General features: G+C 69.5%; 15 protein-coding genes. 7 read left to right on the top strand and 8 right to left on the bottom strand.

Going from position 1 to position 16,134, the window contains the following annotated elements:
* Positions 1-33: 33 nt before the first annotated feature.
* Positions 34-1,218 carry an acetyl-CoA C-acetyltransferase gene (locus AC3A6R_RS25060; RefSeq protein WP_487865916.1) on the bottom strand — a complete coding sequence of 395 codons (1,185 nt, stop codon included), beginning with the start codon at positions 1,216-1,218 and terminating at the stop codon, positions 34-36.
* Positions 1,219-1,250: 32 nt separating this feature from the next.
* On the bottom strand, positions 1,251-1,565 hold the full coding sequence (locus AC3A6R_RS25055) for a DUF2917 domain-containing protein (RefSeq protein ID WP_487865915.1): 315 nt from the start codon (positions 1,563-1,565) through the stop codon (positions 1,251-1,253).
* An 82-nt stretch (positions 1,566-1,647) separates the two neighbouring features.
* Here AC3A6R_RS25055 and AC3A6R_RS25050 point away from each other — a divergent pair, with 82 nt between their 5' ends.
* Positions 1,648-2,586 carry a LysR substrate-binding domain-containing protein gene (locus tag AC3A6R_RS25050; RefSeq protein ID WP_487865914.1) on the top strand — a complete coding sequence of 313 codons (939 nt, stop codon included), beginning with the start codon at positions 1,648-1,650 and terminating at the stop codon, positions 2,584-2,586.
* Positions 2,587-2,614: 28 nt separating this feature from the next.
* Here the strand turns inward: AC3A6R_RS25050 and AC3A6R_RS25045 are convergent, their stop codons facing one another.
* Together AC3A6R_RS25045 and AC3A6R_RS25040 are read right to left on the bottom strand one after the other, a co-directional pair.
* Positions 2,615-3,127 carry a fasciclin domain-containing protein gene (locus AC3A6R_RS25045; protein ID WP_487865933.1) on the bottom strand — a complete coding sequence of 171 codons (513 nt, stop codon included), beginning with the start codon at positions 3,125-3,127 and terminating at the stop codon, positions 2,615-2,617.
* A gap of 189 nt (positions 3,128-3,316) precedes the next feature.
* Positions 3,317-4,216, bottom strand: coding sequence for a LysR family transcriptional regulator (locus tag AC3A6R_RS25040; protein WP_487865913.1), 900 nt, complete (start codon positions 4,214-4,216; stop codon positions 3,317-3,319).
* Between the two features lie 131 nt (positions 4,217-4,347).
* Between AC3A6R_RS25040 and AC3A6R_RS25035 the strand changes: the two genes are divergently transcribed.
* From AC3A6R_RS25035 to AC3A6R_RS25015, 5 genes are all read left to right on the top strand, one after another.
* The gene (locus AC3A6R_RS25035; RefSeq protein WP_487865912.1) at positions 4,348-5,358 is read left to right on the top strand and encodes a hydroxyacid dehydrogenase; all 1,011 of its coding nucleotides are present in this window, start codon (positions 4,348-4,350) and stop codon (positions 5,356-5,358) included.
* A 63-nt stretch (positions 5,359-5,421) separates the two neighbouring features.
* Positions 5,422-6,405: a Bug family tripartite tricarboxylate transporter substrate binding protein gene (locus AC3A6R_RS25030; protein WP_487865911.1), complete on the top strand. Its 984-nt coding sequence runs from the start codon at positions 5,422-5,424 to the stop codon at positions 6,403-6,405.
* A 19-nt stretch (positions 6,406-6,424) separates the two neighbouring features.
* Complete coding sequence (locus tag AC3A6R_RS25025) at positions 6,425-6,880, top strand: tripartite tricarboxylate transporter TctB family protein (protein ID WP_487865910.1); 456 nt, start codon at positions 6,425-6,427, stop codon at positions 6,878-6,880.
* A 2-nt stretch (positions 6,881-6,882) separates the two neighbouring features.
* A complete protein-coding gene (locus AC3A6R_RS25020; protein WP_487861287.1) occupies positions 6,883-8,397 on the top strand; it encodes a tripartite tricarboxylate transporter permease in 1,515 nt (504 codons plus the stop codon).
* Between the two features lie 57 nt (positions 8,398-8,454).
* Positions 8,455-9,138, top strand: coding sequence for an RraA family protein (locus AC3A6R_RS25015; RefSeq protein ID WP_487865909.1), 684 nt, complete (start codon positions 8,455-8,457; stop codon positions 9,136-9,138).
* A 30-nt stretch (positions 9,139-9,168) separates the two neighbouring features.
* On the opposite strand, the gene AC3A6R_RS25010 is transcribed toward AC3A6R_RS25015, so the two are convergent.
* Entirely contained in the window at positions 9,169-10,155 is a 987-nt protein-coding gene (locus AC3A6R_RS25010; protein WP_487865908.1) for a tripartite tricarboxylate transporter substrate binding protein, read from the bottom strand.
* 61 nt (positions 10,156-10,216) lie between these two features.
* A complete protein-coding gene (locus AC3A6R_RS25005; protein WP_487865907.1) occupies positions 10,217-11,539 on the bottom strand; it encodes an arylsulfatase in 1,323 nt (440 codons plus the stop codon).
* A 131-nt stretch (positions 11,540-11,670) separates the two neighbouring features.
* Between AC3A6R_RS25005 and AC3A6R_RS25000 the strand changes: the two genes are divergently transcribed.
* A complete protein-coding gene (locus AC3A6R_RS25000; protein WP_487865906.1) occupies positions 11,671-12,579 on the top strand; it encodes a LysR family transcriptional regulator in 909 nt (302 codons plus the stop codon).
* Positions 12,580-12,606: 27 nt separating this feature from the next.
* Here AC3A6R_RS25000 and AC3A6R_RS24995 read toward each other — a convergent pair whose 3' ends face one another.
* Together AC3A6R_RS24995 and AC3A6R_RS24990 are read right to left on the bottom strand one after the other, a co-directional pair.
* Positions 12,607-13,836: an MFS transporter gene (locus tag AC3A6R_RS24995; RefSeq protein ID WP_487865905.1), complete on the bottom strand. Its 1,230-nt coding sequence runs from the start codon at positions 13,834-13,836 to the stop codon at positions 12,607-12,609.
* Between the two features lie 101 nt (positions 13,837-13,937).
* On the bottom strand, positions 13,938-16,115 hold the full coding sequence (locus tag AC3A6R_RS24990; protein ID WP_487865904.1) for a malate synthase G: 2,178 nt from the start codon (positions 16,113-16,115) through the stop codon (positions 13,938-13,940).
* Positions 16,116-16,134 lie beyond the last annotated feature (19 nt).

Here is a 16,134-nt window from a genome sequence, read left to right as displayed (position 1 = left end):
GCGCCAGTGCCGCGGCCTGCGTCCTGCTGCGCTTCAGAGCCTTTCGACGATGGTGACGTTGGCCATGCCGCCGCCTTCGCACATGGTCTGCAGGCCGTAGCGTTTGCCGCGCCGGCCGAGTGCATGCACCAGCGTCGCCATGAGCCTGGTGCCCGAGGCGCCGAGTGGGTGGCCGAGCGCGATCGCACCGCCGTTCACGTTGAGCCGCGCGGGGTCGGCGTCGAGCGCCCGCAGCCAGGCCAGAGGCACCGGCGCGAAGGCCTCGTTCACTTCGTACAGGTCGATGTCGTCGATGCGCATGCCGGCTTTCGCGAGTGCGCGCACGGTGGCGGGCAGCGGCGCCTCGAGCATGACGACGGGGTCGTGCCCCATCACGCTCATGTGGTGGATGCGCGCGAGTGGCCTGGCGCCGAGCGCCTTCAGGCCGCGTTCGTTCACCACCAGCACGCCGCTCGCGCCATCGCAGATCTGGCTCGCGGTGGCGGCGGTGCAGCGCCCGCCTTCGGCAATGCGCTTGACTGCCGCGATGCCTTCGAGCGTGGCGTCGAAGCGGATGCCCTCGTCGACCGTGTGCTGCGTGCCGCCCGGGGTGCCGTCGGCCTGCAGGACCTCGACCGGCACGATCTCGTCGTCGAAGGCGCCCGCCTGCGTTGCCGCGATGGCGCGGCGATGGCTTTCGAGCGCGTAGCCGTCGAGCGCCTCCTTCTCGATGCCGTGGCTGCGCGCGATCATCTCGGCGCCGGTGAACTGGCTGAATTCGACGCCGGGATAGCGCCGCTGCATCGCGGGGCTCATGAAGGTGCCGAGTCCCGCCCTGGCCGCCAGCGCGTTGGGCGTGAACATCGGCACGCGCGTCATGCTCTCGACGCCGCCCGCGATCACCGCGTCCATGCTGCCCGACATCACCGCCTGCGCCGCGAAATGCAGCGCCTGCTGCGACGAGCCGCACTGCCGGTCGACCGAGGTGCCCGGCACCGATTCGGGCAGCCGCGAGGCCAGCACTGCATTGCGCGCGACGTTGCTGGCCTGCTCGCCGGCCTGGCTCACGCAGCCGAGGATCACGTCTTCCACCTCAGCGGGGTCGATGCCGCTCTTCGCGATCAGCGCGTCGATCACCTGCGCCGCGAGGTCGGCCGGATGCCAGCCCGAGAGCTTGCCGCCGCGCCGGCCCCCGGCCGTGCGGACCGCGGCGACGATGTAGGCCTCTGTCTTGTGCATGGCATCGAGGTTCGATGCCGCGGCCGCCGAGGTCAAGCCGGGGACAACCCGAGCGCGGGCAGGCGCCAGGGCGACGGGCGCCGCACCGGTGCGGCGAGCGGTATCGCCGCGGGTTGTGCATCGCGCACTGCGATGCACGACGCCTCGAGGGCCGACACCAGCATGCGGCGGTGCCCGGTGCCGACGAATCGCTCGCCGGGTGCGAGCACCACGTCGCGCGGGTCGCGGTCGAGCGTGACCCATACCGCCCCGCTGCGGCATTCGATGCCCACGCTGTCGCCGTCGGGCACGGCGAAGACGGAATGGACGGGTAGGCTCAGGGCGAAGGAAGAAGTCGGGGGGCGCATGGCAAGCTCCATTGCATTCGTGATGCGAATGAATATAGTGAACCCGCCTCTTTCTTACACGCGGTCATTCGGAACTCGTTGCATGCATCCAGAGAATGCGAAAGCCCTGACAAGCGGTACTGCCGGCGAGCTGCCTCCGCTCGAGCTGCTGCGCAGCTTCGAGGCCGCGGCGCGCCGGCTGAGCTTCACGCTCGCTGCGGGTGAGTTGCACCTCACGCAGTCGGCCGTGAGCCGGCAGATCCAGCAGCTCGAAACCAGCCTCGGCGTGCTGCTGTTCGAGCGCCGGCACCGCGCGCTGGCGCTCACCGAGGCCGGCGGCGTGCTGCAGCGCGCGGTGACCGACAGCCTCGAGCGCCTGCGCGATGCCACCGCACGCGTGCGCGCGGCGTCGGCGCCGCGGCAGGTGGCGATCACCACCACGCCCGGCTTTGCCTCGCTCTGGCTGATTCCGCGGCTCGCGCGGTTCACCGGCGCGCATCCGCAGGTCGACGTGCGGGTGTCGGCCACGCTCGACGTGCTCGACATGGAACGCAGCCGCATCGACGTGGCGGTGCGGCTGATGCCGATCGCGCGCGGCGTGGGGCCGGCGCTGTTCGAGGAAACGGTGGTGCCGATGTGCGCGCCGCAGCTCGCGGCCTCGCTGCGCGCGCTGCCCGATCTGTCGAAGCTCACGCTGCTCACGGTCGACTATCCCGACCACGGCGAGGCGCCGACCGCCGACTGGGAGCCCTGGCTCAAGGTGATGGGGCTCGACGACCTGCGCATGAAGAGCACGCTGCGCTTCACGCAGTACGCCGATGCCGTCGCCGCGGCGGTTGCGGGGCAGGGCGTGGTCATCGGCCGGCTGCCGCTGCTGCGCGAACTGCTGCGCGAGGGCCGGCTCGTGACGCCGCTCGGCGAGGGCACCGCCTCGCAGCGCGGCTATTTCGTGCAGACCTCGCGCCGCGCCGCGGCCAACCGAGACGCACAGGACTTCGCGCAGTGGCTGCGCGACGAGGCCGACGCGGCGCAGCGCGGCTGAACGCGCAGCCGCGCGCGCCCTTGGGCGATCAACCCGGCAGCAGCACCTTGTCGACGACGTGGATCACGCCGTTCGACTGGTAGACGTTGGCGATGGTGACGCTCGCGGCACCGCCCTTCGCATCGGTCACGATCACCTTGCTGCCGCTCATGGTGGCGGTCAGCGTGCCGCCGCTCGCGGTCTTCAGCATCGCCTTGCCGCCGCCCGCCTTGATCGCGCTCGCGAGCGCCGCGCCGTCCATGCGGCCGGGCACCACGTGGTAGGTCAGCACCTTCGTCAGCGTGGGCTTGTTCTCGGGCTTGAGCAGCGTGTCGACCGTGCCGGCCGGCAGCGCGGCAAAGGCGCTGTTGGTGGGCGCGAAGACGGTGAACGGACCGGGGCTCTTGAGCGTTGCGACGAGGTCGGCCGCCTTCACTGCCGCGACCAGCGTCGTATGGTCCTTCGAATTCACCGCGTTGTCGACGATGTCCTTGGTCGGGAACATCGCTGCGCCGCCGACCATCGGGTTGGGCGAGGTGGCATTGCTGCCGCTCATGCCCATGCCGCCTGCGCACGCGCCGAGCAGTACCGACACGCCGACTGCGATCACGATCTTTTTCATGGAAGGCTCCTGGAGAGATTGGTTGTGTAGAGAGACCCGTGCGAACCGCCACGGTGCGGAGGCGCAATGCGCTTGCCTCTTCTACGCAACCAAAGCGCCGCTGGATTCAGCGCACCAGGTTGCCGTGCTTCATCCAACCGCGCTGGGCGGCGACAGCTCGCCGAGGATCTGCCGGTACAGCGCCTGCGCCGCGGGCGTGAGCGTCTCGCCGCGCCGGCGCACCAGCGACAGCGGCCGGTCGATCACCGGGCCGACCAGCGGCACCTGCACCAGGGGCGGCCGCACCTCCGCACCGAAGGACACGAGGATCGCCACGCCGAGCCCTTCGCTCGCGAGGCCGAGCGCGGTGGAGTAGTACTCGACCACGAAGCGCGTGCGGATGTCGATGCCCGCCGTCGCGAGCTGCGCCTCCATGCGCTGGCGGTTGCCGCTGGTGCCGCCGAGCGTGATCAGGTCGAAGTCCACAAGCTCGGCCCACGACACCTCGGCGCGCCCGGCCAGCGGATGGTCTTCGCGGCAATAGGCCACGAACGGATCGCGGCAGACCGCCTCGTGATGCAGCTCGGGCTGGTTCGGCAGGTGCACGTGCAGCCCGAACTCGGCATGCCGCTGGCGCACGGCTTCGAGCACGCGCGTGCTGTTGCGGTCCAGCACCTCGACCCGGTTGCCGGGATGCGCGAGCGCATAGCGGTGCAGCACGCGCGGCAGGCGGCCGAACATCAGCGAAGGCACCGAGGCGATCACGACGTCGCCATCGGACAGGCGCGACATGTTGCGCAGCCGCTCGAAGCTGCGGTGCACGTCCTCGACCAACTGCCGCGCCTCGGGCAAAAAATCGCGGCCCAGCGTGGTCAGGCTGACCGAGCGCGTGGTGCGGTCCAGGAGCCGCAGGCCCAGCTGCGCCTCGAGCCGCTGGATGCGGCGCGTCAGCGCGGTCTGGGTGAGATGCATCTTCTGCGCGGCCTTGTTGAAGCTGCCCAGGTCCACGATCTCGATGAAGGCCTCCAGGCCGTCGATCGGGTACTTCATGCCGCTGCCCCCCTATTGATGACTGAAGATCATAGACATTTGCGATTCTTGCAGTTCCCAGATCAATCCGATCGGCAGAGCATCGAGCCCTCGCCGCCACATCGGGGGCCCCGACTTCAGGGAGACACGGATTGAACGAAGAAGACAAGCGCACCTACACCCGCGGCCGCCGCGTGCTGGTGACCCATGACCGACTGGCCGGCGGCGCGGTCGAGCTGCTGCAGGCCCATGACGTGGACGTGATCTTTTCGCCCGCCTATTCGCCGCCCGACCAGGTGGCGGCGCGGGTGGCCGAGTTCGAGGTCGACGCGCTGATCGTGCGGCAGGGCCGCGTGACGCAGGCGGTGATCGACGCATCGCCGCGGCTGCGCGTGATTGCCAAGCACGGCGTGGGCGTGGACAACATCGACCTGCATGCCGCCGCGGCGCGCAACATCCCGGTGGTGCGCGGCATGGGCTCGAACTCGCAGGCAGTGGCCGAGCTGACGATCACGCTGGCGCTGGCGCTGCTCAAGGAGGTGCCGTGGCTCGACGCGGCGGTCAAGCGCGGCGAGTGGCCCAAGCCCACCTTCATCGGCCGCGACATCGGCGACACGGTGCTGGGGCTGGTCGGCTTCGGCTCGATCGGCCAGCAGGCGGCGCGGATGGCGCGCGGCCTGGGCCTGCAGGTGCGCATCCACGATCCGCATGCACGCGATGCGATCCGCGGCTTCGACGCCGCCTGCGAGCGCGAACTCGACGACCTGCTGCGCGAGAGCGACATCGTCAGCCTGCACTGCCCGTTGACGCGCGAGACGCGCCACCTGCTCGACCGCACGCGCATTGCGCTGATGAAGCGCGGCGCCTGCGTCATCAACACCGCGCGCGGCCCGCTGATCGACGAAGAGGCGCTGTGCGAGGCGCTGCACAGCGGCCAGCTCAGCGGCGCGGGGCTCGACAGCTTCGCCGAGGAGCCGCCGCCCGCCGGCAGCCCGCTGTGGTCGGCGCCGAACCTGATCGCCACGCCGCACATCGCGGGCGTGACGGCGGGCGCCAGCCGCGCCATGGCGCAAATGGCCGCGCAGCAGGTGATCGACATCCTCGACGGCGGCGAACCCGATGCGCGCAACCTGGTGCGCGTGGCCGAGCTCGCCGCCGATTGAATGACAAAGCCGCGGGCGCACGCCGGCCCGCATCCAAAAAGACCACATCAAGGAGACAAAAGAATGAAGAACATCATCACCCAGCGCGCCCTCGGCGCCATCGTCCTCGGGCTCGCCTTCGCTGGCGCCGGTGCGGCCCACGCCGACGCCTACCCGGACCAGCCGATCCGCATGATCGTGCCCTTCCCCCCGGGCGGTGGCACGGACACGGTCTCGCGCGTGATCGCCAACGAACTCAGCAAGCAGAACGGCTGGACCGTGGTGCCCGAGAACAAGGCCGGCAGCGGCGGCAGCCTGGGCCTGAGCCTCGCGGCCAAGGCCCGGCCCGACGGCTATTCGATCGTGATGGCGCAGAACGCCAACATGGTCATCAATCCGATCCTCGGCAAGGGCAACTACGACCCCGTGGCCGACTTCGCGCCGGTGGCGCTGGTTGCATCGGCGCCGCAGGTGATGGTGGTGCGCAAGGATTCGCCGATCGCCTCGGTGGCCGACCTGCTGGCGCAGGCCAAGGAACGCCCCGGCAAGGTGCGGCTCGCCACGCCGGGCGTGGGCACCAGCTCGCATCTCGCGGGCGAGCTGTTCCAGCAGCGCTCGGGCATCAAGCTGCTGCACGTTCCCTACAAGGGCACCGGCCAGGCGCTGCCCGAACTGCTCGGCGGGCGGGTCGACGTGTACATCTCTTCGGTGCCCTCGGCCATGTCCCACATCCAGGAAGGTACGCTGCGCCCGCTCGCCGTGTTCGCCAAAAAGCGCAGCGCAGACCTGGCCGATGTGCCGACGCTCGAGGAACTGGGCGTGAAGGATTCCGAGGCCGTCACATGGTGGGGCGTGGCGGCGCCGGCCGGCACGCCGCCAGCCGTGATCGAACTGCTCAACACGCGCATCAACGCACTGCTGCAGCAGGAGCGCGTGCGGGCGCAGCTGAAGGCGGCCGGTGCCGAAGCGCTCGGCGGTACCGCCGAGGAGTTCGCCGCGCTCGTGAAGTCGGACGTGCCCAAGTGGACCGCGGTGGTCAAGGCCGCCAAGCTGCCGGTGGCGCCGTAACGGCGGTCCGGAGCACGGCATGAAGCTGCAACTCTTCGGCAACCGCGACGCGCTCGCGGGGCTGCTCTTCGTCTCGATCGGCGCCTTCGCGTTCTTCGCGGCACACGACTACCCGGTCGGCACCCTCGGCGAGATGGGCCCGGGCTACTTCCCGCGCGCGCTCGGCGGCCTGCTGATGCTGATCGGCGGCACGGTGCTGCTGCGCGGGCTGCGCAGCCTCCAGCCGATGCAGGGGCGCTGGGACTGGGGCGCGCTCGCGCTGCTCACGGGGGCCATGCTGGCCTTCGGCGCGGGCATCGAGCGCATCGGGCTGGTTCCCGCGCTGGCACTGCTGGTGGGCATCGCTGCGTTTGCCGGCCGGGAATTCCGCCTGCTCGAGGTGCTGGTGCTCACGGTGGTGCTCAACCTCGGCGCGGTCGCGGTGTTCATCTGGGGGCTCCAGCTGCCCTACGCGCTCTTCGCGTGGAGGTTCTAGCCATGGAATTCATCGACCACCTCAGCCTGGGCTTCGGCGTCGCGATGACGCTGCAGAACCTGGGCTACTGCTTCATGGGTGTGCTGCTGGGCACGCTGATCGGCGTGCTGCCCGGCGTGGGACCCCTGGTCACCATCTCGATGCTGCTGCCGCTCACCTTCGGGCTGCCGCCCGTGTCGGCGCTGATCATGCTGGCGGGCATCTACTACGGCGCGCAGTACGGCGGCTCCACCGCCGCCATCCTGGTCAACCTGCCGGGCGAGACCTCTTCGGCGGTCACCTGCCTCGACGGCTACCAGATGGCGCGGCAGGGCCGTGCCGGCGCCGCGCTCGCCACCGCGGCGCTGGCCTCCTTCATCGCGGGTTGCATCGGCACGCTGCTGATCGCGCTGCTCGGCGTGCCGCTCGCGGGCTGGGCCATCGAGTTCGGTGCCGAGGACTACTTCTCGCTGATGCTGATGGGCCTGGTCTCTGCCACCGTGCTGTCGAGCGGCGACGCGCTCAAAGCCATTGCCATGGTGGTGGTGGGCCTGCTCGTCGGGCTGGTCGGCACCGACGTCAACTCGGGCATCGAGCGCTACACCTTCGACGTGCCGGAGCTGGCCGACGGCATCGGCTTCACCGTGCTGGCGGTCGGGCTCTTCGCCATTGCCGAGGTGCTGAAGAACCTGGCCGAGCCCGAGGAGCGCAGCGTGTTCAGCACGCCGCTGTCGGGCATGTGGCTGCGCGCCTCGGAGTTCAAGGCGATCATCGCGCCGTCGCTGCGGGGCACGGCACTCGGCGCGTTCTTCGGCGTGCTGCCCGGCACCGGCCCGACCATCTCCACCTTTGCCGCCTACATGGTCGAGAAGAAGCTCGCGCGCCATCCCGAGCGGCTGGGTCAGGGCGCGATCGAGGGCGTGGCCGCGCCCGAGGCGGCCAACAACGCCGCGGCCCAGACCGCCTTCATCCCCACCCTGACGCTCGGCATCCCGGGCAGCGCCACCATGGCGCTGATCCTCGGCGCGATGGTGATGAACGGCGTGCAGCCCGGCCCCACGGTGATGACCCGCAACCCCGAGCTGTTCTGGGGCGTGATCGCGAGCATGTTCATCGGCAACGCGCTGCTCGTGGCACTCAACCTGCCGCTGGTGGGCCTGTGGGTGCGGTTGCTGAGCGTGCCGTACCGCTGGCTGTTCCCGGCCATCGTGATGTTCTGCGCGCTCGGCAACTACACGGTCAACGGCAACGCGATGGACGTGTACCTGTGCGCGGGAGTGGGCGTGCTCGGCTACGTGTTCGCGCGCCTCGACTGCCCGCCGGCGCCGCTGGTGCTGGGCTATGTGCTCGGTCCGATGATGGAAGAGAACCTGCGCCGCGCGCTGCTGCTGTCGGCGGGCGATGCCTCGGTCTTCTTCACGCGGCCGATCAGCCTGGGCTTCCTGGTGGTGACGGCGCTGCTGCTGCTGGCGGCGCTGCTGCCGCGCCGGCGCCGCCGCGGTGCCGTGGCAGCCGTCGAGGCGGCTGCAGCGCCCTGAAGCGGTCGCTTCCGTTTTCTCCCTCTTTCCTGTTCCATCTTTCCTGGAGATTTCTCGATGATCGGATTCCGAATCCTGCAGCGCCAACGCACCGTGCGCGCCGACACCGTGGCCCGCTTTGGCGACCTGCCCGTGGCCAACGTGAGCGACGTGATGAACCGCATGACCGCCGGCGGCGCGCGCCTGCGTCCGCTGCACGGCGGCGGCGCCATGGCCGGCGCGGCCCTCACCGTGAAGACGCGGCCCGGCGACAACCTCATGATCCACAAGGCGCTCGACCTCGCGCAGCCCGGCGACGTGGTGGTGGTGGACGGTGGCGGCGACCTGAGCAACTCGCTGATCGGCGAACTGATGATCAGCCACGCCAAGGTGCGCGGCGTGGCCGGCATCGTGCTGTGGGGCGCGGTGCGCGACCTGGGTTGGATTCGCGCCCAGACGCTGCCGATCTTCGCCGCCGGCGTGAGCCACCGCGGCCCTTACAAGGACGGCCCCGGCGAGATCAACGTGCCGATCGCGATCGACGGCATGGTGATCGAGCCGGGCGACCTGCTGCTCGGCGACGACGACGGTGTGCTGTGCGTACCCTTCGACCAGACCGACGCGGTCTTCAAGGCCGCCACGGCCAAGCACCAGCAGGAGCAGAAGAAGATGAGCGCGATCCTGGCGGGAAAGGACGACCGCAGCTGGATCGACGCGGCGCTCACGCGGCTGGGGTGCGAGGTCGCTACGCCTGCCGGCTGACCGCGCGCCGGCTTTCCCCTGGCGCGCGAATCAGTTCAGCGCGAGCTTCGATTTGCGCGCCAGTTCTTTCCACCTGCGCGTGTCGTTCGCCACGAAATCCTGCGTCTCCTTCGGGCCACCCTTGCCGGCCACCGAACCGCTCGCCATCAACACCGCCTTCAGGTCGACGGACGCCATGATCTCGTTGATCCACTGGCTCAGAAGCGCCACGCGGTCATCGGGCGTGCCGGCCGGCACGCCGACCACGTACCACTGCGTGGCGTCGTAGTTCTTCAGGCCCGCCTCCTGCATCGTGGGCACGTCGGGCAGGCTCTCGATGCGGTAGCGCGTGGTCACGGCATACGCCTTGAGCTTGCCGGACTGGATGTGCGGCAGCACGGGCGTCACGCCCAGCATGCCCAGCGGAATCTGCCCGCCCACCACGTCGGCCACCGCCTGGCCGCCGCCCTTGTAGGGCACGTGCGCCATGGCCGTGCCAGAGGTCACGTTGAACAGTTCGCCTGCGAGGTGCTGCGAACTGCCGGTGCCGGAGCTGGCGTAGCTCCACCGCGCGGGCTCCTTGCGCATCGCCTCGACGAGGTCGGCCACCGTGGCCTGTGCGGCCGACGCGGGCCCGACCAGCACCATGGGGCCTTGCGCCAGCGATGCCACGGCCATGAGCTCGTTGCCGAGCTCCGGGACGCGCTGGTTGAACAGGATCGGGCCAGGGATGGAGATCAGCGTGTAGCCGTCGGGCGCCGCCTTGACCAACGCCTGCAGCGCGATCGCACCCGACGCGCCGGGGCGGTTTTCCACCACCACCGGCAGGCCTGTCTTTTCGCTGAGCTTGCGTGCGGCAGTGCGCGTGAGCACGTCCAGGCTCCCGCCAGGCGAGAAGCCGACGAGCCAGCTGATCGGCTTCGCCGCGGGCCACGGCTTCTCGTCGTCGGCCGCGTGAGCGGCGACCCCGGCCAGCGCGCACAGGAGGAGGGCAGCGCGCACGACGCTGCGGCGGGCGAGGGAGGTATCGAATGGCATGGTGTGGGTCCGGTGGATAAGGGGGTCGAAAGGGGCGGGCGAAAGCGAGCGGCCTTCGTCTTCAGTCGGGCGCGCCCGGCGGCGTATTGGGATGCGCCGCACAGCTCTGGTTGAACGCCTGGACCATGCGCATTACCGGGCCGAGGACCCAGGTGTTGTAGATCAGCACGTCGGTCTCTTCCTTGGGATCGCGCGTGATGTTGAAGAGATAAGGCGTCTCGAGCTTGCCCTTGCCTTCGTTGACCTGGGGCTCCCAGTAGAAGTGAAGCTTCCAGTCGCGCCACTTGACCGCCCGAAGGTCGCCCTTGATGTAGAACAGGAAGCCTTCGCGCGCCGACTTGGCCTGCCTGCCGAACAGGAATTCCGACTGGTCGACGCCATCGATCGGGCGGTCCGCCGGAATGCGGCCGCCGGCCACGGCTGCCAGCGTCGTGAAGAGGTCGGTCACGTGGACCATCTCGTTGCTGACCCGGCCGGGCTCGATCTTGCCCGGCCAGCGCGCAATGAACGGCACGCGCAGCGAGCCCTCCATCGCGGTGTGGTACGTGCCGCTCCAGGGCCCGGCCGTGCCGCGGTAGGGCACGCGGAACTCGGGGCCGTTGTCGCTGCAGAAGACGAACAGCGTGTCCTCGGCGATGCCAAGCCGGTCGATCTCGTCGACCACCTGGCCGACGCGATGGTCCATCTCTACCATCGAGTCCGCAAAGTCGCCGGCCTGCGTGCGCCCTTCGAAGTCGCGGTGCGGCAGTGTCGGGAAATGCAGGTGCACCATCGGCAGGTAAAGGAAGAACGGCTTCTGCTGCGAATGGTTCGACTGGATGAATTCGAGCGAGCGCTCGACCAGTTCCTCATCGATGCGCCGCCGGCTTTCGAGGTCGTAGACCTTGACGTTGCGCGAGGGCTCGCCGGCGCGGCCCTCCATGATGTGGGGGATGTCGGCGACGCTGGGGTCGAACCCGATCGTCGACGTGAACTGGCTCTCGTCCGTGGTGCGCGGAATGCCGTACCACTCGTCGAACCCGCGGTCCGAAGGGAAGCGGCCTTCGATGTCGCCCAGATGCCATTTGCCGAAGTGCGCCGTGGCATAACCCGCCTGCGACAGCACCTGCGCCAGGGTGACCTCCCGCCGTGTCAGCCCCTGCGGCAGGCCTGGGGGCACCGACTGGAGGCACCCGGTGCGCGTCGGGTGCCGCCCGGACATCAGCGCGGAGCGCGTCGGGACGCAGTCGCTTTCGACGTTGAAGTTCTGCAACAGCAGGCCCTGGCGCGCGAGCGCGTCGATGCGCGGGGTGGGCGCGCCGCGCAGGCTGCCGCCGCCGTAGCAGCCGAGTTCGCCCCAGCCGAGGTTGTCGGCCACGATCAGCACGATGTTGGGTTGTTTCACGAGGGCCTGCGGATGTGTCTGTGGATGCACAAACTCTAGTCAGAACCCCGTCGAAACCCATTCCCGGGCATCTCCGAATCGATTCCGCGCTGGAATGAAAGTGCGCCTTTTGGCCTATGCTGGTGCCACCTATGGGTTTTGCCTACACCGACCTCGTGTGCTTGCAGGCCGTGGTCGCGCATGGCCACATCGGCCGGGCCGCGACCGCGCTGCAACTGGGGCAGCCCGCGGTCTCCAAGATCATCCGGCGCGTCGAGGAGGCCGTGGGCACGCCGCTGTTCCAGCGCGGCGCGCACGGCGTGATCCTCACCAGCAGCGGCCAGCTGTTCCTCGAGTCGGCGCGGCAACTGGTGCTGCAGCACGAAGAGACGCTGCGCGCCGCGCGCGACATCCAGGCCCAGCACGCAGGCTTGCTGCGCCTGGGCATGACGCTCGCCACATCCGAAAGCCGCGCGGCCAAGGCGGTCTCCGAATTGATCCGGAACCGTCCGGGGCTGCGTGTGCTGCTCGAGGTCGGCAAATCCGACGACTTGGAGCGCGCGCTGCTTCAGGGGCGGCTCGACCTGGCGGTGGTGCCTTCGTATCCGGGCCAGGTCACGACATGCACGCAGACGCCCATCGGCGGGGACGAACTGCAAGTGGCCGCGCGGCCGCGCCATCCGCTCTTCCTGCAGGCCAGCCGCCGGGGCATCGATCTGCAGCTCGAGGACCTGCAGCCCTATGGCTGGACGCTGCCGAGCCGCCACACCGCCGCGCGCCGGGTCGTCGACCAGGCCTTTGCCGATCGCGGTCTCGGCGCTCCGGTGGTGGTGCTCGAGATCGAGCACAACACCGATGCCGCGATGGACATCGTCGGCAGCGCCGACCTGTTGTGCTTCGTGCCCACGTACCTGCTGCAGCGGCGTCCGGAACAGCTGCAGGCGCTACCGCTCGCGGACCTGCGCACGCGGCGCCAATGGATGCTGATCAGCCGTCCCAAGGCGACATGGTCGCCGCTGATGACCGCGCTGCGGGACCTGGTGGTCGGCCAGGCCGAATGAAACGGCAGCCGCTCGTTCGACGGCGGCTCAATTCGCGGCCGGCCGCCCCGGCGCCCGCGGCAGCAGGATGAACGCGGTGGTGCCTGCCGCGACCATGCCCGCGATCGTGAGGAACACGGCGCGGAACGGCTCCACCCCGCTGGCCGCGGCCCACGAGGCGGCCACGCCCGTGGTCCATTGCATCAGCGACACGCCGAGGAAGATCGCCATGTTCAGCAGCGCGAGCGCGCGTCCCGTCATGGCCGCGGGATAGGCTGCTCGCGTGTACGAGTACTGCAGCACTGAATAGCCCGACAGCAGGCCGTAGAGGATCGCCAGGCCGATGTCGAGCGACAGAGAGTGCGTCAGCGCCATCAGCGTGAAAATGGCGGCGGCCGTGAAGGCACAGCCCATGAGCCAGCGTCCCCGGCCCGCGCCGCCGGGGTCGAGGCGGCCGAAGATCGCGGGGCTGGCGATGCCGGCGATGGTCATCGCAACCGCGACGTTGCCGGCGTTGACCAGCGACAGCCCGTGCCGGTCGTGCAGCATCGGACCGAGCCACAGGCCGCGAAGCGTGATGAACGCGGCGTACGACACGCAGGCGAAGCACAGCAGGCCCAGCGTGTGCGGCATCGCGAACAGCGGCAGCAGCTCGCGCACCGCGCGGCCAAGCGAGGGCCGTTGTTCCTGCGCCGCCGCCTGCGGCGGCTCGTGCACGCGCCAGAACACGAAGCCCCACGACAGCAGCGCGAAGCCGGCCAGCGCGGCATAGCCCGCGCGCCAGCTTGCCGCGTCGATCAGCAGCGCGAGCGGCGTGCCGGTGAACAGGATGCCGAGCCCGGACATGCTCATCACGAGGCCCGACATCGCGGTGAAGCGCGTGGCCTCGAAGTGGCGCGCGATGAACACCGTGCAGGCCAGGAACGCCGGCGCGCAGCCGACGCCGATCAGGGCCTGCCCGAGCAGCAGCGCATGGAAGCTCGGCGCCACCGCGCACAGCACCGCGCCCGCGACGGCGAGCGGAAAGGCGCTGAGCACGGTGCGCCGCACGCCGTAGATGTCGATCGCCACGCCCATCGCGAGCTGGGTCGCGCCGAACATGAAATGGAAGGTGCCGGCCCACAGGCCGATCTGCTGGGGCGAGAGGCCGAAGTGGCCGCCGAGCGGCGTGGCCATCATCGCGCCGACGGTGCGAAAGGCCTGGCTCAGCGCGAAGGCCGAGGCCAGCACGATCAGCATCGATGTGGCCGAGCGTGCGGGGGCCGTGGAGAGTGTCATGGGAAAGCGGGGAACCGGAGGCGAAAAGCGATCCGCATCCTAACGGCCAACAAAAAACGGCGCCCGAGGGCGCCGTGGTTCACAAGCCGGCGAAGAGGCGATCAGGCCCCAGCCTTGACCTTGAGGCGCCACGCATGCAGCAGCGGCTCGGTGTAGCCGCTCGGCTGCGCGATGCCCTTGAAGACCAGGTCCTGCGCCGCCTTGTACGCGGCCGAGGTGTCGAAATGGCCGGCCATCGGCTGGTACACCGGGTCGCCCGCGTTCTGCTGGTCGACCACCTTGGCCATGCGCTGGAAGGTCTCGTCGACCTGCGCCTTCGTGACCACGCCGTGCAGCAGCCAGTTGGCGATGTGCTGGCTCGAGATGCGCAGCGTGGCGCGGTCTTCCATCAGGCCCACGTCGTGGATGTCGGGCACCTTGGAGCAGCCCACGCCCTGGTCGATCCAGCGCACCACGTAGCCGAGGATGCCCTGCACGTTGTTGTCGAGCTCCTGCTGCTTCTCGGCATCGCTCCACTTGGCTTCGGCCGCGATCGGCACCTGCAGCAGCGCGTTGAGGATGTTGTCGCGCTCGGCATCGGCGTCGGTCTTCTCGAGCGCCTGCTGCACGGCCGCCACGTTCACCTGATGGTAGTGCAGCGCATGCAGCGTGGCGGCCGTGGGCGAGGGCACCCAGGCGGTGTTGGCGCCGGCCTTGGGGTGGCCGATCTTCTGCTCGAGCATGGCGGCCATCAGGTCGGGCATGGCCCACATGCCCTTGCCGATCTGCGCCTTGCCGCGCAGGCCGCAGGCGAGGCCGACGAGCACGTTGTTCTTCTCGTAGGCGCCGATCCATGCGCTGGCCTTCATGTCGCCCTTGCGGATCATCGGGCCGCCCTGCATGGCGGTGTGCATCTCGTCGCCGGTGCGGTCGAGGAAGCCGGTGTTGATGAAGGCCACGCGCGCGGCGGCCTCGGCGATGCAGGCCTTGAGGTTCACGCTGGTGCGGCGCTCCTCGTCCATGATGCCGAGCTTCACCGTGTTGGCCGGCAGGCCGAGCAGCTGCTCGACGCGGCCGAAGAGTTCGCTCGCGAAGGCCACTTCGGCCGGGCCGTGCATCTTGGGCTTGACGATGTAGATGCTGCCGGCGCGCGAGTTGCCCTTGCGCTTCAGGTCGATCATCGCGATGGTGGTGGTGACCACCGCATCGAGGATGCCCTCGGGGATTTCCTTGCCGCCGTCGTACAGCACGGCCGGGTTGGTCATCAGGTGGCCCACGTTGCGCAGGAACATCAGCGAGCGGCCGTGCAGCTTCAGCGGCTGGCCGTTGGCGCCGGTGTATTCGCGGTCGGGGTTCAGGCCCCGCGTGAAGGTCTTGCCGCCCTTGGCCACCTGTTCGGTCAGTGTGCCGTCGACGATGCCGAGCCAGTTGGCATAGGCCGTCACCTTGTCGGCGGCATCGACCACGGCCACCGAGTCCTCGAGGTCGAGGATCGTCGAGAGCGCGGCTTCGAGCACCAGGTCGCTCACGCCGGCCGGATCGTTCTTGCCGATGGGCGTGGTGCGGTCGATGCGGATGTCGAGGTGAATGCCGTTGTGCTTGAGCAGCACCGACGACGGCGCCGTGGCGTCGCCCTGGTAGCCGATGAACTGCGACGGGTCGGCCAGCGCGGTGTCGCTGCTTTGCAGCGCGACCACGAGCTGGCCGTCCTTCACGCTGTAGCCGGTGGCGTTCTTGTGCGAGCCGTTGACGAGCGGCGCGGCCTGGTCGAGCACGTTGCGCGCGAACGCGATCACCTTGGCGCCGCGCACCGGGTTGTAGCCCTGGCCCTTGTCGGCGCCGTCGGTTTCGGGAATCGCGTCGGTGCCGTAGAGCGCGTCGTACAGCGAGCCCCAGCGCGCGTTCGCCGCGTTGAGCGCATAGCGCGCATTGAGGATCGGCACCACCAGCTGCGGACCGGCCTGCAGCGCGAGTTCGTCGTCGACGTTGGCGGTGGTGGCCTTCGTGCCCTTGGGCTGCGGCAGCAGGTAGCCGATCTTCTCGAGGAAGGCGCGGTACGCCGGCATGTCGGCGATCGGGCCCGGGTTCTTCTTGTGCCAGGTGTCGAGCTCGGCCTGCAGGCGGTCGCGCTCGGCGAGCAGCGCCAGGTTCTTCGGCGCGAGGTCGGCCACGATGGCGTCGAAGCCCTTCCAGAACACGTCGCTCGCCACGCCGCTGGCGGGCAAGACCTTGTCCTCGATGAAGCGGTGGAGCTCGGTCGCCACTTCGAGCCGGTGGGCGGTGGTACGGGAGGGGGTCATGTTCTTTTCTCCTTGGAAA

The organism is Variovorax sp. Soil_C_19, assembly GCF_057657255.1.
This window is presented reverse-complemented; position numbering and strand designations above follow the sequence as displayed.